Origin of the sequence: Desulfatibacillum alkenivorans DSM 16219 (assembly GCF_900142135.1) — a bacterium.
Lineage (GTDB): Bacteria > Desulfobacterota > Desulfobacteria > Desulfobacterales > Desulfatibacillaceae > Desulfatibacillum > Desulfatibacillum alkenivorans.
Genome location: NZ_FQZU01000052.1, coordinates 1 through 20127, shown reverse-complemented (window position 1 = coordinate 20127; position 20127 = coordinate 1). Strand labels below are relative to the sequence as shown.

Here is a 20127-nt window from a genome sequence, read left to right as displayed (position 1 = left end):
GAGGGAAGGCCGGCCGGCATGCGGAACTCAGCACTCGTCATCGCCGTCTTCGGGATAGAGCTTTTCCATGCACTCCGGGCAAATGCTGTGGCTCAAATCAACGTCCGCTCTCTCTATAAGGTATTCTTCCAGCTTGTCCCAAACCTGCTTTTCGTTGCGAATCTTATGGCAGTGCATGCAAATGGGAATGACGCCCTGCAACGTTTTAACGTGATCCAGGGCGTGTTGCAATTCTGCATTCTTCTTGTGAAGGTCCCGAGTCAGATTTACCAACTCCTGGTTTAAAGCAACCATTTCCGTACGAAGCAATTCCATTTCTTGCATATCGGGACGCCCAAAGGCCAGCACCAGGTTTCCCAGACGCTTGAACACGAACAGGTAACTTTGGGGATGGCCTGAGACTGTTTGGATGCTTAATAAATGCTCTTCCGAAGGAGCGTCCTCTATTTTTTGAAAGTCGAAAGCCTCCTGAAAATCAATGAGAACATCCTGAAAAGGCGTTCCCGCGGTCAGGTCGCCGCAGATTTGACTGGCGTAGTTGTTCATTGACATGACGCGGCCTTGCCCATCCAGCCGAAAAAAGAGAACCGGCGCAGGGCCGTTCAGGTATTCGTGAAAGGCGCTTAAGTTCATTGGGCCTCAAGCAACGACAAAACAACTGGATTGCAGCATGTCCTCCAACTCCGGTAATGAGTGTATGCACATGGTGTTGGGGTATTTATTGATGCTGTCAAGGTTTTCTATGGCGAGCGCTCGGCCGCCCACGGCGATGTCCAGGGATGCGAACTCGGCCTTTAACGCCTCTATAGATAGTATCAGATTGGGGAAGTTAAAATACGCACTGCACGACAACCCCACCACACCCTGTCCACAAAGCGGAGCAAATCATCTATGGGAGTATCGGCGCCCAGGAAGTAGACGCTCCATCCGTGTAATTCAAAAACGTCCGACGCCATTTTCGCCCCCACTCGATGCGGTTCGTTGGGAACGCAGGAAACAACAGCGCTTTTTCCGTTTTTTTCCTTCCCGAACAAAGCGGGATAAACCAGATTCATCAAACCTTCGGTAATGGCGGTGACCAAATGCTCCCTGGCGACCGATATTTTGTTCATCTCCCAAAGACGCCCGGTTTCGTAGAGGCTTTCCTGGAACAGGCCTGAATAAAGGTCCTTGATTGCAATCTCCTGGTCCAGCAACTCTTGCACTATGCATGCGCACTGGGCGCGGCGGCCGCCCAGGAGATGATCCAGGTAATTGTTGTAGACGTTTTCCGATATCATCGGTCAGTTCCTTTATTGAATTAAGACGGATTTATTAGCGGATACATGATGCATTAATTGTGCCTAAATCTTTCCGGAAAAGGCGCGATGGACGGCTTGAATGGAACCCCGGGCGGCTTCGCCGGCCTCTTCCCTCCGGCGAGAAGCAAGGGCGCCTGTTTGTGTGCGACGGACTGCTTCATCGCATTTTGATATTATGAATTTCAACTTTCGGAATAGGCGTTTCAAAAAAATAGTAATCATGAATTTGCTTAATATCAAGGGAGACGTAAACCCGGACGAAGAAAAGACCATGGCGGCTTTGATTCTCTGCCTCAAAGTCATGACCGGGAATAGCCCGCTGAAAGCGGCTATACATGGGGCGATGTGAGCGAAGACGGAAAAAATGGGCCTTTCCGAATCCATTTTTCCAAGGCAATTGCTTTCTGAAAAGTGATTGGGAGAAACCACTTTTGCCAGCAAAAATATTTAGGTGCAATTTCCGCCGGTCTCATCCGTGAGTGCGACAAAAACAGGTATATTGACGATCAGCCAATTATAAAATGGAGAGATGGCGTTAAATTCTTCCTTTGTCAAAGATTGTTCAAGCATGTCAAGCCAAATATTTAAATTCGCGGCCCAATAGGTTGACTGAAAACCGTGCGCCCGGTAGGCGCGGAAAACCCAAAGAACCGTTTCCACCAAAACATTGGAGTCATAATTCAAAAACATGGACTCCATGAATCTGGCGAAATTGCGGTTATTGTCCTCGGCCATTTGGCGATTACCCTTTCCCGTCAATTTTTCCAGATCAGGCCGTTCCCCCATAAGCTGGTTCCCCTTTGCAGCAAATTGATCGCGCTTTTGTGAAAAAGCCCGGGCAACATCTCCGGAAGGTTGAATAAGTTCCGCGGCCGTCTTCATGATTTGTTCCTTCATGGCGTTCTCCTTGGATTTTAGCATCCCTTCTGTTTGTTTATCCTTTTCCGGGCATCGCATGGAGATGGACATCTAATAGCAAAATCAGCATTCATCATCATCATCAATATCAGGGTAAAGCCTTTCAAGACATTCAGGGCAGATGCTATGGCTTAATTCTGCATAAGTGTGTTCGGTCAAATATTTTTCAAGTCGATCCCAAATCTGTTTTTCATCACGAATCTTGTGGCAGTGCATGCAAATAGGAATAATGCCTTGCAGGGTCTTTACATGGTCCAGGGCGTTCTGCAATTCAGCATTTTTTTTGTGAAGCGTCCGGCTGAGATTTCCCAACTCCTGATTCAATGACATAACCTCTGTCTTCAATAGCTCCATTTCATCAAAATCCTTACGGCCAAAAACCAGAATATCACCCTCGGCGGGCGTAAATTCCAATAAATATGTCTCGGGGCTGCCTTGGACGGTTTGAATACTAAACGGTTTTTCACACTCAGAGCCATTTCTAATCTCCCGGACATTAAAAATGTCTTGAAAATCCAGGATAATGTTTTGAAATGGTTCCCCCATGACATGTTCGCCACAAATTTGACAGGCGCATTGATTCATTGACAGGATGCGGCCTTCCGAATCCAGCCGGAAAAAAAGAAGCGTCCCGCTGCTATTTATGTAGTCATAAAAGGCTTTGAGTTCCATAGCCGCCCTATACCTGATTTAACTCTTTGCAATATTTATATTTTTTCTAGTTCCGCCAAGGAAAACACACAAAAAGTATTGGCATATTTTTTGATTTTCTCCGTCCCGCCCCAGTTGAGACCTTGCCCGCCTACGGCGATATCAAGACTGCCGAACTCCGCCTTTACGGCCTCAATACCTTGTATCAATGAAGGCATGTTAAAGTAAACGCTTAACGACATGCCCACAAGATCAGGCTTCACCTCGTCTATGAAAGCCAGCATATGATCTAAAGGAGTGTTTGCCCCTAAAAAATAGGAATTCCATCCATGGGTCTCAAGTATGTCTGCGGCCATTTTGCCGCCGATTTGGTGAAACTCGTTGGCGGTGCATGAGATCACGGCTTTTTTATCGTTTTTTTCTTCATGAAATAAGCGGGGATAGACCAAATTCAGAAGGTTTTCCGTAATGGCGGTGACCAGATGCTCCCTGGCCACGGAGATTTTGTTCGTCTCCCAAAGATGCCCTGTTTCATAAAGGCTTTTCTGAAACAAATCGACATATAGCTCCTTAATATCGATTCTTTGATCAAGCAGGTCTTGCACGATGCGAGAGCACTCAGACCGGCGGCCGCCCAAGAGATGATTGAAATAATCGTTGTATAAATCTTCCGTTATCATGATCCGTTCCTTTGTTGAAAAAGGGAGATTTTGAAAAGGAATTTTCATGCATTAAATGTGCCGGGATTTTGGTTCGAAAAAAGAGGGCCGCTGTTTGAACAGGAATGCCGAAACCATGACCGCCCGCCCTATTCCCCGCTTTTTGGGTCTTCCATAAAAAATGGCAAGAACGCTGATTTGTTAAAATGGTTTCCTTTTTGTCAGGATCGAACGAATGGACTCAACGCATTTGAAATAGCGGGAGAAATTTGTTACATATACAGATCTGGAAGCGGCTTTTCTTGCCCCCACAATAACGCACATAACAAACAACGCGCTTTTATTTTTCTGCGGAACGCCGGTTTGTCCGCAAGGCGCCAATTCTTACCCAACTGTAAAGGAGCGTTCATAAATGTTTCGAGCCTGGCGTTTTCCACTGGCGGCCGCATTCCTTATTCTGTTTTCTCAAACCGCTTTCGCTGCATTTTCCCCTCCCGACCAAGATTACGCCTTACGGTTCAGCGGCTATCAAATCGCCCGGGCGCCGCTGGTTTCGGAGCTTGATCTTGGCGACGAGTTCACCATGGAAGTATGGGTCTACCTTGAAGGGTGCCAGGATTACACGGTGGTTATGGGCAAGCCCCATACGGACCGGGGAACCGACCCGTGGATGAGTTATGTCATCGGTCTGACCGGAAATAGACATTTTGAATTTATCCAGACGACAGGATCGGCTGGCACGTACAGGAGCGTCCCGGCGCCCGACCCCGCCCCTTTGAATGAGTGGGTTCACGCAGCGGCCGTTCTTTCAGACGGGACCATGAAACTGTATGTAAACGGTCAAATGGTCAATTCCATGCCCAGCCCAGGAACGCCGAACGTTAACTTGATTCCTTTTTCGCTGGGCGCTGGGGCGAGTCTCGCCGGAACCATCGCTGCGGGAGGATTCAGCGGCGCCCTGTGCCAGGCGCGGGTCTGGGACAAGGGCTTGACGGCCCAGGAGATTCAAACCCATGCAAGCCAAGCGCTTGCCGGCAATGAAGACGGCCTGATCGTATGCTGGTCCCTGGACGACGGACAAGGCGGAACCGCCCGTTCGGTTGGTAATGCAAGCGCTGATCTCACCTTGGGAGATTCCGGCTTTGCCAATGCGCCGGAGTGGGTGACCATGGAGTTTTTGGAGATCCTGTCAGATCCGGCTTTTGTCGGAAATGACTTTGAACTCACTACTCTGACGCCCTTCACATCTCCACAGGACGCCATTCCGATTGACTTTGACGGGGACGGAGACCTGGATCTAATCGTAACCGCGCTAAAATGGAATTCTACGGATTCCATCCCTTTGGTTGTAATGGAAAACAAAGGCCAGGGCGTCCTGGAGGCGGTCGCCGATGAATGGGCGGGAGGAATTGCATTCACCCATCCCAGGGCCTGGGCCAAAGCCGATTTCAATAAAGACAATAGAATGGACTTTGTGATTGGCGATCATGGATATGACGCCCACCCCTTCCCCGGCGGGGTGAGCAAGATCATTCTGCAAACGGGTTCGGGAACCCTTGCCGAGGAAAGCGCCGCCCGGTTTCCCGCCACCGCTGCATTCACCCACGACATAGCTGCCGGCGACATTAACGGCGACGCCTTTCCCGACGTTTTCCTGTGCAATATTGCCGGACAAAACAACGTAGGCCCCAGATTCTGTATGAACAGCGAATCAGGGGTGTTTACCGAGGACACCACGCGCCTTCCGGCTGAAGTCACCAATTTGACCAAAAGGGCTCCAGGATGCGCACTGGTGGATGTGGACAAGGACGGGGACCTGGATCTGGTGCTCGGAGGGCATCAGGATGACGGCTATACCAGGGATGCTCTGCTGCTGAACAACGGGAGCGGATATTTTTCCTATGCCGCTGCCAACGCAATGCCTGCAAGACCCCTGGGCGTGGATAACAACACGATAAGCGTCTGCCCGGCGGACTTCAACAATGACGGATGGCCGGATCTGCTCATGGCATCCACAGACAATTATCAAACCCCCATACTGTACTTGCTGCTCAACAATCAGGACGGAACCTTTCGGGACGCCTCGGACGGCCTTCCCCAGGATTGGCCCACATCACCCAACTATGGAGATTGCTGGGTGCGTTGGACCCTGCCGGCGGATTTTAACAGCGACGGCCGGCTGGATTTTTTAGCGGTGGGGCAAAACTCATGTCCCACCAAGATGTATTTGAACAAGGGAGGCGCTGAATTCCGGGACGCCTCCAACCTGGTTCCTCTTGGAACCAGCCCCGGCGTGTGCGCAGTGGGAGACTTTACCGGGGACGGCAGGCCGGACATTGCCGTGATACGGGCGGACAGATCCGCGTCTTTGTATGAAAACACCCGGGACCTTTTTAACATTCAGGGAGACGTAAACCGGGACGGAGAAAAGAATATGGCGGATTTGATCCTCAGCCTCAAAGTCATGACCGGAAACACGGCGGGTGAAAACGGATATAAATGGGCGGATGTGAGCGAGGACGGAAGGTTGGGGCTGTCCGAAACCGTATATTTGATGCGGTTATTGGCAGGAGAGTAATACGCACCTGCAGGCAATAGGGTTATTGGGAAAAACGATTTCACGGGGACACGATACTTATCTCCATGGTCTTGCTCAGTGCATTGCATGACTATCAGCGAGATAAGTTCATGTCCCCGGAAATCCTGTTTGCTCATAAAAGCATATAGCTCATATTTTTTTGTTCAATGGCAACTTATTGCTAATTGGCCTTTTCCAGGATGTGGATGCACATGGCCGCTTCCTCCACGCCGATGTTGCCGCCGCCGTTTTCGGCCAGGCCTAAACGAGCGCCTTCCACCTGACGGGCGCCGGCTTCGCCCCGAAGCTGCAAGCCCAGTTCGTAAATCTGGGCCAGGCCCGAAGCGCCGATGGGATGGCCGCGGCATTCCAAACCGCCGGAAGTGTTCACGGGCTGTTTGCCTCCCAGGCGAGTGGCGCCGGTTTCGGCCCAGGGACCGCCTTCGCCCATGGGGCAGAATCCCATGGCCTCGGTCTGGTGCAGTTCGCCGTAGGTGGTGGCGTCGTGGAGTTCGGCCAGGCTGATGTCCTGGGGGCCGACCCCCGCTTTGTCGTAGGCGATCTTGACCAGCCGCTCGCCGATGTCCTCGCCGTCCAGGTCCCGGTCCTGTCCGGTTCCCAGAATGGAGGCCAGAATCTTGACGGGCCTGGGGTCCTTCAGCTTTTTCAAATAGCTTTCCGAGCACACAATGACCGCCGCGGCGCCGTCGCCCACAGGCGCGCACATGGCGCGGGTCAGAGGATAGGCCACCTTTTTGTCGGCCAGGACCTCTTCAGGCGTCATCACGGACTGATATTGAGCCAGAGGGTTCAGGGACCCGTGAAAATGGTTCTTGGAGCAAATGAGCGCCAATTGCTCCTGGGTGGAGCCGAACTTCTGCATGTGCCACCGGCAGCCCATGGCGTAAGCGTCCATGAAAATGCTGCGGCCTTCGCCGGGCGCGCCGTCCTGATCGGCGGCCCCCGGGGTCAGGCGCTGGCTCATTTCCTCAAAGAGCTTGATGGAATCCTCTATCCGCTCCAGGTCCATGCACGAGGCATAGGCGCCCAGGGCGAATCCCTTGTTTTCGTGGGTGATTTTTTCCGATCCCAAGGCCAGGGCCACGTCATGGGCGCCGGACCTGATTCCCATGACCGCCATGTTCAAGGCCGTGGACGCGCCCGCGCAGGCGTTTTCCACGTTGGTCACGGGAATGCGGCCTATGCCCATGGAGCGCAAAATGCACTGGCCCCGGATGGAATGCTGGTTGGTGTACATCCCCCAAAAGGTATTGGAGAAGTACGCCGCGGTCAGGTCTTCTTTTGTAATGCCTGCGTCGGCCAGGGCCAGGATGGTCGCCTCCTGGGCCATATCGCGGACGGTCCGGTCCGGGTATTTTTGAAACCGGATCATCCCAAGGCCGATGATGTAAACGTTTTCCATAAAATTAAACTCCCTCCTATTCGATCCAATCTACCACGGGGGAATCCCGTTTGACCGCCGCGTCGATCTTGCCCTTGGGATATCCCAGGGCGATGGAGGTCACGGGCTCCCATGGGGGCGTTACGCCCAGTTTTCTTTTGAATGACTTCATGTGCGGATAGTGCAAGGGCTTGATGGACAGGCTGATGTAGCAGGTGCCCAGGCCCAGGGAATGGGCGGCCAGAACCATGTTCTGGGCGCATATGCCCAGGTCCAGGTCCGGATTGCTGATGCCGTGGGTGTTTTTCAAAAGCATGATCATGGCCGGGCAATCCCAATAAATGGCGTCGTCCCAGCGTTCGGCCTTTTCCACGGCGGTGTAAGGCCGGGGGTCCATTTCGTTGACCATTACCTGGCTGAGAGCGGTGAACAAGGCGGTTTTCCACGCCGGCTTTTTACCGTCCTTGTTGTGATACAGGTTTTTGAAGAACTTGAGGGTCTTCATGGCCTCCCGCTCTATGGTCTTGATGGCGTTTTTATTGGTGACCGCAATGAATTTGTACGGCTGGCAGTTTCCGGCGGAGGGCGCAAACCGCCCGGCCTCCAAAACCCGGTTGATCAACTCCTTGGGCACCGGCTTTTTCTTGAACAGCCGGTTGGAGCGGCGTTCGTAAATGGTGCGCTCCACGTCCGTCAAGTCCTCACGAAAGTCCTCGTAAGGCCTTGTTCCATTAAGGCCAAGAGGATCGGGATAGGCCATGGCGCCTTGAAGCTGGGTCTTGAAGGGCCCTTGCTCCACCTTGTAGGGGCCGTCCATTTGCATGGCGCCCGTGGGGCAGACGGCCACGCAGTTCCAGCAATTCAGGCAGGCCTGCTCCATGCCGCCGTAGCCGATGGGGACGGGATAGCCCTCTTCGTCCAGGTCCAGGCCGAAAGTGGGGCATGCTTCGTAGCAGCGTTTGCATCGGCTGCATAATTCCTTATCCACCTTACGGTCGGGAAAGGTGGAGTCCGGCAGGTAGGCTTGCTTCCAATTGTCAAACATTGCTCTTCTCCTTCTTTTCGGAACCGAGCATTGCAAACAAACGATCTGCGCAATAATTTTTGTTGGGTTTCGCAAGCTCTACCCAACCTACGTCGCATCAAGCAGAGCCGTAGGTTGGGTTAAGAAGTCCGGCTCAGGTCGCCACTCAAGCGGTGACGTTTACGGACTTCGCAACCCAACAAATTCAGTTCCTTACAATTTTTATCAAAACACCGCCGTCACGTTATCCGCGCCGGGGGCGAAATTATCCTTCAACACCCGGTCCAGGGCCTTTTCGCTGATGGTCTTGGGAATTTCGTCCACCAACTGGAAATAGGACGGCACGGCGTTTTTCTCCAGCTTTTCCAGGCACAGGGCCTTTACGGCTTCCACGTCCACCTTTCCGCCCTCAAAAGGGGCGATTGCCGCCACCAGATCGGATTCGCCGGGCGCTCCCGTGGATGCGGGAATGCCGTACACGCAGACTTCGGACACGGTCTCGTGCTCGCCGATGATGCGCTCCACGTAGTCGGGCTGAATAAAATCGCCCTGCCTGCGAAGCCCGCCTCCTTTGCGGAAATCAAAATAGAAGTTGCCGTCCTTGTCCGTGTGGCAGATGTCCCCGCTTCGGAGCCAACCGCCCCGGGTTTTTTCCGCCGAGGCTTCCTTTTTGCCGTAATATTCCACCGTGGTTTCGCCGCTTTTCATCCTGGAAACCAACTCGCCCAGATGGCCGGGAGGAACTTCCTCGTCGTTTTCATCCACCACTTTCATTTCGATAAGGGCTTCGGGCGGCTTGCCGAAAGAGCCGACGGGGCCGGTCCCGGGCGGCTGATGAGCCAGGCCGCCTTCCACGGCGCCGTACCATTCGTGGATCTTCACGTTAAACCGTTTTTCAAAGGCCTCCCAAATGGCTAAGGGCGTGCCCGCGCTGATCACCCGGACGACGGGGTTGTCGGCGTCGTTTTCCTTGGGCGGTTCGTTGTAGATGCCGGCCATCATGCCGCCCAAAAGCGAATAGGACGTGCATCCGTACTTGCGGCAGATGTCCCACAACTTGCTTTTGGTGAACCGCTCGGAAACCACGGCGGGTATGCCCTTGGCAAGGCTTGGAATGACCGTGACCGACTGGGCGTTGCCGTGGGTCATGGACAGGCCGGTGTAGAGGACGTCCGAGTCGTCGTATTGCCAGATGATCTGTCCCAACAGGGAGTAGATCATGTACCTGTCGGCCTTCAAAACCACGCCCTTGGGGTCGCCCGTGGTGCCCGAGGTGTGGATGATCTGGGCGGGCGCGGCGAAATCCAAAGGCGGCAGGTCGTCCGGCAGGTCCGGGCTTTGGGCCGCCAGAACCTCATTGAGCGCCGGGTAGCCGTCCATGGGCGCCACGCCGTGGTGGTTCTTATACAAAACTCCGATCACAGGGGCGCCCTGGATGTCGCTCTCCACCTCCCGGATGGAGCCCACCAGGTTGTCCTCCACGATCACTCCCTTGCACTTGGTGTTGTTGATCTGAAAGGACAGTTTGCGGCCCACGGACCTGGGGTCCACGGGCACGGCCACCGCCCCGATGGACAGGGCGCCGAACAAGGCGTACAAAAATTCCGCATGGTTCCGCATGATGAGGGCGAAGGCGTCGCCCTTGCCTATTCCCGCGCCTTTTAAAACGCGGGACATGCGGTTGACGTTGTCGAAAAGAGCGCCGTAGGAAATGACTTCGTCGCTGCCGTCGTCTCGGACGAAGATATAGGCGGTTTTATCCGGGTCGATGTCCTTGGCGCCCACCAATTGAAAAATGGGCAGACTTTCCAAATTGCCTGGCATACTTTCCCCCTTTTTTAACTTGCGTGAATAGATGACTCCTTAAAACTGATGCGCCGCCGTGATCATCAGGGTGTCGTTGGCGCCGTCCTCGATCAAAGAGGCCCGGGCGTCCCTGAAAATCTTTTCAATGGGATACTCCTTGCTCAAGCCGACGCCGCCGAAAATCTGCACCGCGTCGTTGGCCACTTCCAGAGCGGTCTGGGTGCAGAACACCTTGGAGGCGATGGAGTACTCGGTCAAAGGCGGCGAGTTGTTCAGGTTGTAAACAAAGGCGGCCCGGGACAGGGCGCGGGCGGCTTCCACCTTCATGAACATGGAAAACAGCTTATGCTTGATCATCTGGTGCTGAAAAATGGGCTTGCCTCCCTGGATGCGCTTTTTGGAATAATCCAAGGCCAGGTCAAAGGCCGACCTTGCCACGCCGGTGAAAATGGCGCCCATGGACGCGTTGGCCGTGGCCAGGGTCAGGTCCAGAATGCCGTCGTAGGCTTCCTGGTCCACCATCATGTAATCCTTGGGAATGCGCACGTTGTCGAAATACAATTCCCCCTGGTTCAGGTCGCGCTGGCCCATCTTGTCCAGGGGCTTGCCTTTCCGGACGCCGGGCAGGTTCGTGGGAATCACGCAGATGCCGCCGCCGGCCATGCCCATGGAAGGCTCGATGGTCAAAAAGCACAGGCAGTGGGTGGCCACGGTTCCGTTGGAAACCCAGGCGGATTTCTGGCCGGAAATCACCCATTCATCTCCGTCCAGCCGGGCTTTGACGTCGCAGCAGATGTCCGGGTTGGAAAACATTTCCGTGCCCGGAGACAGGGTGTCTGTGCCGTGCTCGGGCTCGGTGATGCCCCAGCATCCGATAAAGGACGCGTCGTCGCATTCGCAGAACGGCAGGATGACGTCGTCGATGAGCTTGTCCGTGGGCACCATGGAGCTGAAAAACGCCGGAAAGCACCCAACGCACAGGCCGATGGCCATGCCGCCCGCGCCCCAGCCAAGCTCCTCCAGGACGATGTGCACGTCCAGGGGATCCAGGCCCATGCCGCCCCAGGTGTCCGGGATGAAAATGGAGTGATAGCCCAGTTCATAGCCTTTTTTCATGACGTTCCAGTAAGCCGGGCTTTTGATGACGTCTTCGGGATCGGCCAGTTGATCCAGCTCAATGGAAGCAGGCCGCATTACTTCCTTGGCGAATTTGTGGGTCTCCCGTTTCAGGGCGATCTGCTCTTCGGTGAGCTCAAGTTCAAGTTCGTTGTAGGTCATGCAGGGCTCCTTGGATTAGAGGGGAAGATTGTTGGCTTTGGCGATTTCGGGATAGGCTTCGTGGGCGGGCTTGAGCAGGGGCAGGAGCTTGAGCACCTTGGGCAGAGGCCCCTTGGTCTTGACCTTTCTTTTGGCGATGGCGACGGGCAGGGAAATGTTTTTCAGCCAAAAATTGTGGCAAGTGTCGCCGGAGAGATCCATGGTGACGTCCGGCTTGAGGTCGGCCTTGCCGCAAATGACGCCCTGGCTTTTGGGATCCAGCCAAATCTGGCCGCTGGGCTCGGAAATATTGAATAAAATGGTGATATTGGCTTTCAAGGCCTTTTCCAGAACTTCCTCGTCGTTCATCAGACCGGTAAACAGCCCCCCCAGGACTTCGTACATTTTTTCCGTACTTTCGAATATCGGCATGTCTCCTCCTTTTGTTTATCCGGCTCGGCAAGGTTGAGATCCCTCCAAACCGATGTGCAGGGTTATGTGTGATTGGCAATTATATAAGGGGCCATAAGCCCCCGGATGGCGTTATGGTACGACTCCAAAGCCCAGTCCCGGCTGTGGTCCTTCCTGGCCAAAAACCATCTTGTGGCTATCCCCTGGTACACGGCGGATATGGCCCGGGCCATGGGTTCGGGCTTGAGCGGGGAAAATATGCCGGCCTCCATGCCCTCCCGGATAATCCGGGATAAAAGATCCACCCACTTGTCCACCCAGTCGCTGAACAGCACGCGATACTCGGGGTCCCGCCCGGCCACGGACATGCAGTCAAACAAGAGCGGATATCCCCACACCACGTCCGGGTCGCCGGCGTCAAACAGGCTTTCAAAACCCAGGAGCTTGTCCATGGGATCTTCTATCTCCGCGGCCTCGCGCTCCACCCTTTCAAAAATCATACGGTAAAACTCGGTGAAAGCCTCCTGAAAAAGCTCCCGTTTGGTTTTAAAATAATGGGCCAGCCCGCCCTTGGACATATTGGCCGCCTGGGCGATTTCCGCCATGGTGGCCTTGGCGTACCCTTTGTTGGATATGGTGAGCAGCGCGGCGTCAATGATCTGTTTGCGGCGGATTTCTTCCAGTTCGGGGATTGGGGGCATGGGCGCTCCGTATGGGCTTGGAATGTTTTTTCAGCTTGGAGAATCCCCTTGCGCCCGATGTGAAAACAAGGCCTGAATAGGAGCGTTTCGGGGTTTGGCGGCCTCGACCGGCCGTCCGTCCTGTTTACCGGACGCCTGGTCGGTCGCGGGGCCAAAAAAAAGAACAATGACGTTGTTCGACTAAAAACAAACCACAGTATCTATATCGTTGTCAATAAAAAATGTCCGAGTGTTCAAATTTTTGTATTGACCGAGCACCGACGCCCGTGTTCGGAAAGAGGCTTTTCAGGAAGCATTGCCTGAGCCGCCCGAAACCTTTTTGGCTCCATGCCTTCCCTTGGCGGCAAGAATCTTCCTTGGGTGAAAAAACCAAAAGCAACTGCACAACCTGCATCATTCCATAACAACCCGGGCGCCCCCTCAACCAGGGCGGTCCGGAAAAGTGGACCGCCCTGGCAAGGAAGATGAATTTGTATAGTGCGTGCAGCTTAGGGCAGCCAGGAGTAGGCGCCGTAGGGGTACACATAATCGATGGTCAGGGAGTTTCCGTCATAGGCTCTCAGGAATATCAAGGCGTAGAACCCTTCCTGGGTTCTGACGAACTGAATCCGTTTTCCCGCGTCATGATGCACATTCCAGGCTATGGTGTACGGAATGCATTCATCAAAAACTTCTTTGGAAGCGCACATGGCCTGAAAATCCTCTTGGGACAGCAAATAATGGCATTCCATGCCGCCGCCGGAAACGAGGCCGAAGAGATTGCATTCCACAAAGGGGTTGTCATTCTGCACCAGAAGGTCGGCCTGGCTGGCGGGATTTACTTCGCCTGTTGAAAAATCCAGGCTTTGATCGTCAAGCAAGGCGACGGTTCGGATGGGCTCCGGCCTGTACACGCCCGCCTCGCGATTCATGACAATCAGGGCGTCGGCCAGCCCAAGGCTTCCGCTCCCGTCGCAGTCGCTGAGGGGACCGGGGGTGTATGCTTTGGACGTCTTGGTTGCTATTTGCATGGCTGCGGCCGCATCGGACAGGCCCACGCCGCCGTCGCCGTTGACGTCCCCCCATTGGCCGGCGACCAAAGTGATTTTTAAAGAACCTGCGCCGTTATCCAGTGCATTCGTTCCGCCGGGCATGGAAAACAAAGCATAGCCCGGCCCTGTGGTCCAGGCGCCATGGGCGTCAGGGGCGTTTTCCAAAAACTCGGGATGGCTGAGAGAGGATGTGCTGTAGCATCTTCCGTCTTCTTGAACGAAGTGGGCGTTTGCAATTTCATCGGTAAAGGCGTCCAGATAGAATCGGGGCTCCTCTCCCCAGACGATGAGAATGGCGGTGCAGGCTTTGTCCACGGCCATGGTCTGGGTGGATTTCCCCTTGCCCAGCAAGGTCCATCCATCGCCCCACGGAACTTCGTCCACGCCGCCTTCCGTGCATTCAGCCGTGCTCCAGGTTGTGCTGCCGTACACCCGGTACACCTCGCCGCCGGTCCGGATATCGTTTTCGTCCAATAAATCGTCCAGATTAATGACAATGCCGGAAACCGTTCCCTCCTGGGTAACGATGGTCTGGCCCAGGGAGTCGCCCTGGATGTCCCCGAAATTTTTTACGCCGGTTCCGTCCGCATCGTAAATCGCATAAAGATACACTTCCTGGCCTACGGGCAGGCCCTCCAGGGTGTAGGCTCCGGGACCGTCCACATAGGCGCTGGCCAGAAGCGCGGCCGTGGACAGGTCGCCGCTGGAATAAGCGTAGATGTATATCCTGCCCTCAGCGGATTTTCTTGCGCAATCGCCGCACGAAATTTCGCCTGTGATAACGCCGTTGGCATCCACGCGTACGTGCGTGTTGTTATCGTCCGCGTATATGGCCGCCCGCAGCGTGGAGCCGCTGACGCCTCCGGAGATATTGTCCAAAACCGGCAGCGGCGCCCGGAATTCAATGAACGAGTCTCCGGCGGCGGCGTCATAAGGTCCGGTCCCGCCGTAACCGAAATACCGGGAGCAATAGGCGCGCCATGCAATCACTCCCCCGTCATTGTTACGGTCTGCATACAAGCAGGCGGAAACGCTTGTGACCGGATTGATGAATGCCAGCCTGTAATTATACCCGCTGGGGCTTCCGTCATAGGTGGTCATGGCGGCGCATAGATTCCCGGCGCCGTCATAGGCAAGGTAGACGTCTTTCAGGTCCGTCCCGGCGGGGCTGTTTCCATCTCCCGAGGGGTCCGTAAAGACCAACGCGTCCTGGGTCCAGTCGCCGGGATCTCCGTCAATGACAATGGGCAGGGTTGGAATGGTGAAATCTCCCCCCGGCTGGAGTTCCAGCAGCCTGGTCAAATCATCATTGGTGAGTGCGTCGCGCAGGGTGCCGTTCAAGACGGGGTTTCCGCCAAAACTCCCTCCAATCAAGTCATTGCTGGAATCCCATTCGGGAAGCGAATCCCGAACGTCGAGGGGATCCTTGCCCGTGTTTCCGAATAGCCGGTTCAGGTCATAGGCTTGGGTTTCCGTATTTTGGGAAACGCGGGTTCCCTGGACGGTCCCCTGGCAGGGCAGCCATGCGGGGCCTGAAAAGGTGTAGGTTCCGGTAAAACCGTCCGCGGCGCCGGCTGTTTTTAAAATCTCCCAGTGGGGGATGGAATCCCCGTTTGTGACGATGGGATCTTCACCGTCCGGGTTGAAGCGTCCTATCCGGCATTCGTAGGAGCCTAAAAAGACTTGGGGCCTATGCAGGTTTGGTTCAAAATTCAATTCCTTATCCCAGGTGAGGTAAAATTCGTCCCGGCAGGATTTTGAATCCACGGCAATGTGATACACAACCCCGGCTGATGCTGAAAAGAACAGCTCGCTTCCGTTCCATCCATCGTTTCCGTTAGGGTTGTCGTTGGAGGCGGCTTCCGTGAGTCCGTCCACGGAGTTTCCTGTGTACACAGCCAAAACCGTATCGCAATAGGCGTCGTAGACCTTGAAAAAATAACTTCCGGATTCCGGCGCCGTCCATGTCCACCATACAGAGGCGTCCAAATGCCCTGCGTGGGAAGGCTCGCCGGCCTCGGAGGATGCGTTGGCGTTATGGCCCCAGGCTGCGCCGGATGATCCTGTGAGAGCCAGGGCGTCGCCAAAATCGTCATTGGGGGGAGGGTCGTCCATGTCAGCGCCGAACTGACGGATATAGGAATTGCCGGATATCAATACCCCGTCCTGGTCCCTTTCAAGCTCCAGGGAAAGCTCCCAGCCCGGCCACTGCCGGGAGTCGGTCAAGATCCATGCTTCCATGCTATGGGTGTAGACGAATTCCGTGTTGTCGAGCAGCGAGTCTTTCAGATCCTGAATGACCTTGTCGCCCGTTTCCAGCAAGCGCTTTTCTTCTTCCGAGCCTATAAAAAGAAATTCGTCGCCTTGATCGTCAACCCCGCCTTCGTACTCCGCAAGAATAAAGCTATGGGCTTCCTGGGCCGCATTCAAGCCCGCCAGAAAGGATGTCTTCGCCCGGGCGAGGATCGCTTTTCCATCCGCCGAAACCGCGCCCGCGGGAAGCAGTTCTCCAAAATCCTGATAGGCGTCTATTACGTCCCTTTGAAACTGGAAAATTCCGGCGTTGCTGAGTGCAACCAAGGCCCGAATATCCACATCCATGTTATAGGCGGAAGCGATCAGCAGCACGGACTTCATCAGGTTCAGCCCCGCTTTGAAAGCCAGGACGTCGCCATGGTCCATTTCGCATCCCAGCCCGAGGGGATCGCCCAATTCATCCGGCGTTAATTCCACTACCAGGGAAGAGTCAATTGCGTCCAGGTCCGCCAGGGAGGCGTCGATTGTTTCCACAAAGGCGCCGTGGAGGAAAACGCGCACGTCTTCTCCGCCCGGCGTTACGCGGGGCAAAATAACGCCTTCCTCCGTTTGAACGCCGGGGGATAAGCTGTAGGGAGCTTCTCCCGGGTCTTCCTCGCTATTGCGATGCATGCCAAAGGCTTCCATCAGGTCCCGCAAGGTCTCAAACCCGGCTCCGCTCCCCTGCTCCAGCATGAACGCCGCCAGCCTGGACCCGGCGAGAAATAACCGGGCCTCCTGGTTGGCGGAGTCATTTGCGACCGCGGCCTCGAACTTTTCGTGAGCCGCCAGAACTTTGGAATACTCGGGTTCGCCGTGATTGAAAAACAACGCCCGCCCCTCGTCCGTTAAAGCCTGGGAATCCCCGGAAGCTTCGGCCCATGCGCAATAAGGAGCCGTCAAAATGAATAAAATGATGAATAAACCGGCTATTGTGTTGGACCAAATTCGATTCTTAATCATAATCTTTGCCGTTCCCTCTTTGCATTTAAGAGCCTTACGAGTGATTTGCATCTGATCATGATGAAGACCAATCGCCTTGGAGCAAAACGTCGGTTTTAAGGCAATCTCCGGAACAGACTCCCTGCGCGGTCCTTAATTTGTAGGGTCCCGGAATGAAAAGTTCCCCCGTTTCCGGCGAAAACTCCGCTCTCTCGGCTGTCAGCCTTCTTCCTTCCGAGCGAACCACAACATGCTTTGAAAAGGCGATAACCCGCCGGTCCATATCCAAAACGGCAGCCCCTGCCGAAATGCCTGCCATGGGAATTTCGCCGGAATAAAAATCCATGCGCAAGGGTTTGAAAAATAACGGAACAGCCCTTGCAAACCCGGTAAGCTCTTTAGATGGATCCCTGGAAAACAGGCCTGAAAAGCTGGGCCGCCGCCCTGGCTGCGGGTTGCCCGGATTGAAGCCGCCGAAAACTTTGATTCCGGCGTTTTCCAACCGGGCCGTGCTCCTCAGCCCAAAGCGCACAGGGCCCATTTGTATCTTTTCCATAACAACCCTGTCCGCCGATATGGAAACAACATGCTCGCCGGAAATTCCGGCCTCCATTAAGACGCCTTGCATTTGGCGCACAATCGCGGGGTTGGAGGATTTTAAAGGGACGGGCGCCTCTTGTGTACTGGCGGCGAAGACGCCCCACCACAAATACGCGCACAACATCACAAGGCCTGCGCTCCATACTATTTTCGCTTTGGAGAACAATGGCAGCAGCCGCCTAAAAATGTTATTTATTACTGTTTAGACTGGTATTGGATTGTTTGTATCACAATATACGCCTCCATGGCAAGAGCATTCAATATATCAATAAAAACCCTTTAATTCAATTAGTTATAATCACATACCTTGAAATATACGGTTGCATAAAAAATAGGAATTAATTGGGATTTGATCCAGACTTCGCTGAGTTTTATGGAAGGATAGTTGATTATCATACGCCGCAGGGGGCGCCGGCGGTTTGAAATTCGCCGGCGCTCCCGCAATCAAACGGTATTAGGGATATTAACGATGGCGCCCGTTATGCTTTTTCCATGCGATGTTTGCACTTGCCCGCTGCTGCATGTTGCGAAGGACGGCGCGCTCATAGGGAACAAGGCGGCCGTCGCAAAGGAAAGCCCTTTTGGTTTGCCTGATCATCCTTTGCTGATGAGCCAAAGCCCTGGCTTCGCCGGGCGTCAACTGCCCGGACTTCACGCCCTGGTGAATTCTGCCCATTTGCCTTGCCTGGACTTTTCCCACAGGACCTGCATAGGCGCTTCCCGCCGCCAGCGCCAAAGCGCATACCATGGCCAGCCCCGTCATTTTCCATTTTCTTTGCATGGTTCACCTCTCAGTATTTCAGTTTTTGGAACAAAACGTTTGTGATTGAATGCACTCCATTTTTTCAAAGGCCGCGGCCGCGCTTCCCGTCTTGCACAGCTAACCGGTTTTGAATGATATGACGAGGGGAAAGGAAAAAATGTCGACAAAAAAGTATTCGGAAAATATGAGGCCATTTTCCTGGGATGGATAAGCAAATGCAGTTGTATAGCCTTCTGGCTGCATTGATAACATGGGCGCCCCTCAACCAGGGCAACCCAGGCAAGGCTTTTTTTGCCTGGGCGCGTCAGCGCAAAAGGCGCGGCCGGAGAGGATAATCAAGGTCCGGCATGGCCGGCGGGCGGAGGGAGATGTTTAAGGCCCCATTTTCAAACAAGGGCCTTAAACAACCTGTTTTCCTCGCACCATAACGGCGGCGGGTTGCTGCAGGCTGGCGGGCAGGTCTTGGGGCGAGCCCTTGGCCATAACCAGGGTTGCGGCCTTGCAGGGAGCAATGGTTCCCTGATCGTTCAACCCCAACAGGTCTGCGCCGTTCTTGGCCGCGGCGCAAATCACCTCTTCCAAGGAAAATCCCGCCTTCATAAACAAGGCCATCTCGCGCCATAGGGATCTTCCGTGATGCACGCCGGTGCTGCCGGCGTCCGTGCCCAAAGCCATGGTAACCCCCAGTTCCCGGGCCTGGGAGATGAGTTCCATCTGGGCGTCCAGGTTTTTCAGGGCGCCGGCCTTTTTCGGGTCGTCGTCCAGGATGGATTGGGCGTAGCCCTCCATGGTGACGGCGGTGGGGACCCACACGGTTCCGTTGTCGGCCATGCGCTTCAGGTTGTCTTGGCCCATGAAAAAGCCGTGCTCCACGGACTGGCATCCGGCTTCCACGGCGATGCGCACGGGCTCGTCCCCGTTGGCGTGGATCATGATCTCCAGGCCCAGTTTCTTTGCGGCCTGCACGGCCTGGGACAGCTCCTCCCGGGAGAACTGGGGCGGCGTTTGCTTGCCGAACTCGATCAGGCTGTTGAGTCCCGAGCCCACCACCTTGATAAAATCCGGGTTTTGTCCGTCTTCGGCGATGGCCCCGGCCAGGGTTTGGCCGTCTTTGGGAGGACGCCCCACCAGCTTGCCGTAGCGTTTGTCCGCCCTCCACGCCTTGCCTGCGCATTTGGCCATGACCGGAATGTCCCCATTCTCCCGGACGAAGCGAAGGGCGTGGCCGCCCCAGTCGCCGCCGTCGCGGATGGAAGTCACGCCGCTTTTCAAAGACTCCTTGAGATGCCGCTCAATGACCGGCGCGGATTTTTCGTAAGCGACGAAAAGCTGGGTTTCCCGGATTGCCATGTCCGTGGTTCCGGACATGACCAAATGCACGTGGGCGTCGGTCAAACCCGGCAGGATGGTGCAGCCGGAATAATCCAAAATGGAGGCGGATTCCTTTGGCCCGGCATGGTCCAGGCTTTTGATCACGCCGTTTTCAATGGTTAAAATGACATTTTCAGCGGCTGGAGCGCTTGTTCCGTCGATCAGCCAGCCGGCTTTTATTTGTATAATGGAGGTCATTGCATCTTCTTTCAAAGTCCGAATCCTGTTTCCGGACCCGCTGAAACGGGCCGCAGCATTCATTTTTTTCACGCCCCTGCCGATAAGTCAATATAGGCCCAAAATCCGCGATTGGATTTGCCGGAGGGGTGGTTTGAACATTTCAGGGCGTTTCAGCCCTTTTTTTAGGAGTCCGGCGGACTCATCGCCCCCTCCAGGATGGCCAGGGAAGAATCCTCA

16 protein-coding genes are annotated in these 20127 nt (G+C 54.7%); 1 reads left to right on the top strand and 15 read right to left on the bottom strand.

The features are described 5' to 3' along the window. Nucleotides 1-27: 27 nt before the first annotated feature. From BUE18_RS24530 to BUE18_RS24505, 6 genes are all read right to left on the bottom strand, one after another. Nucleotides 28-633 (bottom strand): hypothetical protein, encoded by a 606-nt coding sequence (locus BUE18_RS24530; protein ID WP_073478787.1) that lies wholly within the window; start codon nt 631-633, stop codon nt 28-30. A gap of 182 nt (nt 634-815) precedes the next feature. Continuing rightward, nucleotides 816-1280 carry a cobalamin B12-binding domain-containing protein gene (locus BUE18_RS24525; RefSeq protein ID WP_244549377.1) on the bottom strand — a complete coding sequence of 155 codons (465 nt, stop codon included), beginning with the start codon at nt 1278-1280 and terminating at the stop codon, nt 816-818. Nucleotides 1281-1458: 178 nt separating this feature from the next. Beyond that, nucleotides 1459-1758 (bottom strand): hypothetical protein, encoded by a 300-nt coding sequence (locus BUE18_RS28125; RefSeq protein WP_170868458.1) that lies wholly within the window; start codon nt 1756-1758, stop codon nt 1459-1461. Then, nucleotides 1749-2198 carry a hypothetical protein gene (locus BUE18_RS24515; RefSeq protein ID WP_073478799.1) on the bottom strand — a complete coding sequence of 150 codons (450 nt, stop codon included), beginning with the start codon at nt 2196-2198 and terminating at the stop codon, nt 1749-1751. Before BUE18_RS24515 ends, BUE18_RS28125 begins: the two co-directional genes overlap by 10 nt. Before the next feature lie 84 nt (nt 2199-2282). After that, the gene (locus BUE18_RS24510) at nt 2283-2891 is read right to left on the bottom strand and encodes a PAS domain-containing protein (RefSeq protein WP_073478785.1); all 609 of its coding nucleotides are present in this window, start codon (nt 2889-2891) and stop codon (nt 2283-2285) included. Nucleotides 2892-2926: 35 nt separating this feature from the next. Next, entirely contained in the window at nt 2927-3598 is a 672-nt protein-coding gene (locus BUE18_RS24505) for a cobalamin B12-binding domain-containing protein (RefSeq protein ID WP_244549376.1), read from the bottom strand. A 343-nt stretch (nt 3599-3941) separates the two neighbouring features. Between BUE18_RS24505 and BUE18_RS24500 the strand changes: the two genes are divergently transcribed. Further along, nucleotides 3942-6107, top strand: a complete 2166-nt coding sequence (locus tag BUE18_RS24500; protein ID WP_073478784.1) for an FG-GAP-like repeat-containing protein — start codon at nt 3942-3944, stop codon at nt 6105-6107. Between the two features lie 181 nt (nt 6108-6288). Here the strand turns inward: BUE18_RS24500 and BUE18_RS24495 are convergent, their stop codons facing one another. From BUE18_RS24495 to BUE18_RS24445, 9 genes are all read right to left on the bottom strand, one after another. Next, nucleotides 6289-7530 (bottom strand): thiolase family protein, encoded by a 1242-nt coding sequence (locus tag BUE18_RS24495; protein WP_073478783.1) that lies wholly within the window; start codon nt 7528-7530, stop codon nt 6289-6291. 16 nt (nt 7531-7546) lie between these two features. After that, nucleotides 7547-8554, bottom strand: coding sequence for a nitroreductase family protein (locus BUE18_RS24490; protein WP_073478782.1), 1008 nt, complete (start codon nt 8552-8554; stop codon nt 7547-7549). Nucleotides 8555-8758: 204 nt separating this feature from the next. Then, the gene (locus BUE18_RS24485; protein WP_073478781.1) at nt 8759-10357 is read right to left on the bottom strand and encodes an AMP-binding protein; all 1599 of its coding nucleotides are present in this window, start codon (nt 10355-10357) and stop codon (nt 8759-8761) included. A 39-nt stretch (nt 10358-10396) separates the two neighbouring features. Continuing rightward, nucleotides 10397-11617, bottom strand: a complete 1221-nt coding sequence (locus BUE18_RS24480; RefSeq protein WP_073478780.1) for an acyl-CoA dehydrogenase family protein — start codon at nt 11615-11617, stop codon at nt 10397-10399. Between the two features lie 15 nt (nt 11618-11632). Further along, nucleotides 11633-12028, bottom strand: coding sequence for an SCP2 sterol-binding domain-containing protein (locus BUE18_RS24475; protein ID WP_073478779.1), 396 nt, complete (start codon nt 12026-12028; stop codon nt 11633-11635). A gap of 62 nt (nt 12029-12090) precedes the next feature. Beyond that, on the bottom strand, nt 12091-12708 hold the full coding sequence (locus BUE18_RS24470) for a TetR/AcrR family transcriptional regulator (protein WP_073478778.1): 618 nt from the start codon (nt 12706-12708) through the stop codon (nt 12091-12093). Nucleotides 12709-13196: 488 nt separating this feature from the next. Beyond that, complete coding sequence (locus BUE18_RS24460) at nt 13197-16997, bottom strand: hypothetical protein (RefSeq protein WP_139264908.1); 3801 nt, start codon at nt 16995-16997, stop codon at nt 13197-13199. 1042 nt (nt 16998-18039) lie between these two features. After that, on the bottom strand, nt 18040-18357 hold the full coding sequence (locus BUE18_RS24450; RefSeq protein ID WP_073478774.1) for a hypothetical protein: 318 nt from the start codon (nt 18355-18357) through the stop codon (nt 18040-18042). 381 nt (nt 18358-18738) lie between these two features. Further along, nucleotides 18739-19923, bottom strand: a complete 1185-nt coding sequence (locus BUE18_RS24445) for an amidohydrolase family protein (RefSeq protein ID WP_170868457.1) — start codon at nt 19921-19923, stop codon at nt 18739-18741. Between the last annotated feature and the right edge of the window lie 204 nt (nt 19924-20127).

What these genes read in the sequence shown, in the direction of transcription:
- BUE18_RS24460 (WP_139264908.1), bottom strand. Translation starts at nt 16,997, where the DNA reads ATGATTAAGAATCGAATTTGGTCCAACACAATAGCCGGTTTATTCATC.
- BUE18_RS24470 (WP_073478778.1), bottom strand. Translation starts at nt 12,708, where the DNA reads ATGCCCCCAATCCCCGAACTGGAAGAAATCCGCCGCAAACAGATCATT.
- BUE18_RS24510 (WP_073478785.1), bottom strand. Translation starts at nt 2,891, where the DNA reads ATGGAACTCAAAGCCTTTTATGACTACATAAATAGCAGCGGGACGCTT.
- BUE18_RS24475 (WP_073478779.1), bottom strand. Translation starts at nt 12,028, where the DNA reads ATGCCGATATTCGAAAGTACGGAAAAAATGTACGAAGTCCTGGGGGGG.
- BUE18_RS24485 (WP_073478781.1), bottom strand. Translation starts at nt 10,357, where the DNA reads ATGCCAGGCAATTTGGAAAGTCTGCCCATTTTTCAATTGGTGGGCGCC.
- BUE18_RS24515 (WP_073478799.1), bottom strand. Translation starts at nt 2,198, where the DNA reads ATGAAGGAACAAATCATGAAGACGGCCGCGGAACTTATTCAACCTTCC.
- BUE18_RS24450 (WP_073478774.1), bottom strand. Translation starts at nt 18,357, where the DNA reads ATGCAAAGAAAATGGAAAATGACGGGGCTGGCCATGGTATGCGCTTTG.
- BUE18_RS24530 (WP_073478787.1), bottom strand. Translation starts at nt 633, where the DNA reads ATGAACTTAAGCGCCTTTCACGAATACCTGAACGGCCCTGCGCCGGTT.
- BUE18_RS24500 (WP_073478784.1), top strand. Translation starts at nt 3,942, where the DNA reads ATGTTTCGAGCCTGGCGTTTTCCACTGGCGGCCGCATTCCTTATTCTG.
- BUE18_RS24505 (WP_244549376.1), bottom strand. Translation starts at nt 3,598, where the DNA reads ATGAAAATTCCTTTTCAAAATCTCCCTTTTTCAACAAAGGAACGGATC.
- BUE18_RS24480 (WP_073478780.1), bottom strand. Translation starts at nt 11,617, where the DNA reads ATGACCTACAACGAACTTGAACTTGAGCTCACCGAAGAGCAGATCGCC.
- BUE18_RS24490 (WP_073478782.1), bottom strand. Translation starts at nt 8,554, where the DNA reads ATGTTTGACAATTGGAAGCAAGCCTACCTGCCGGACTCCACCTTTCCC.
- BUE18_RS24495 (WP_073478783.1), bottom strand. Translation starts at nt 7,530, where the DNA reads ATGGAAAACGTTTACATCATCGGCCTTGGGATGATCCGGTTTCAAAAA.
- BUE18_RS24525 (WP_244549377.1), bottom strand. Translation starts at nt 1,280, where the DNA reads ATGATATCGGAAAACGTCTACAACAATTACCTGGATCATCTCCTGGGC.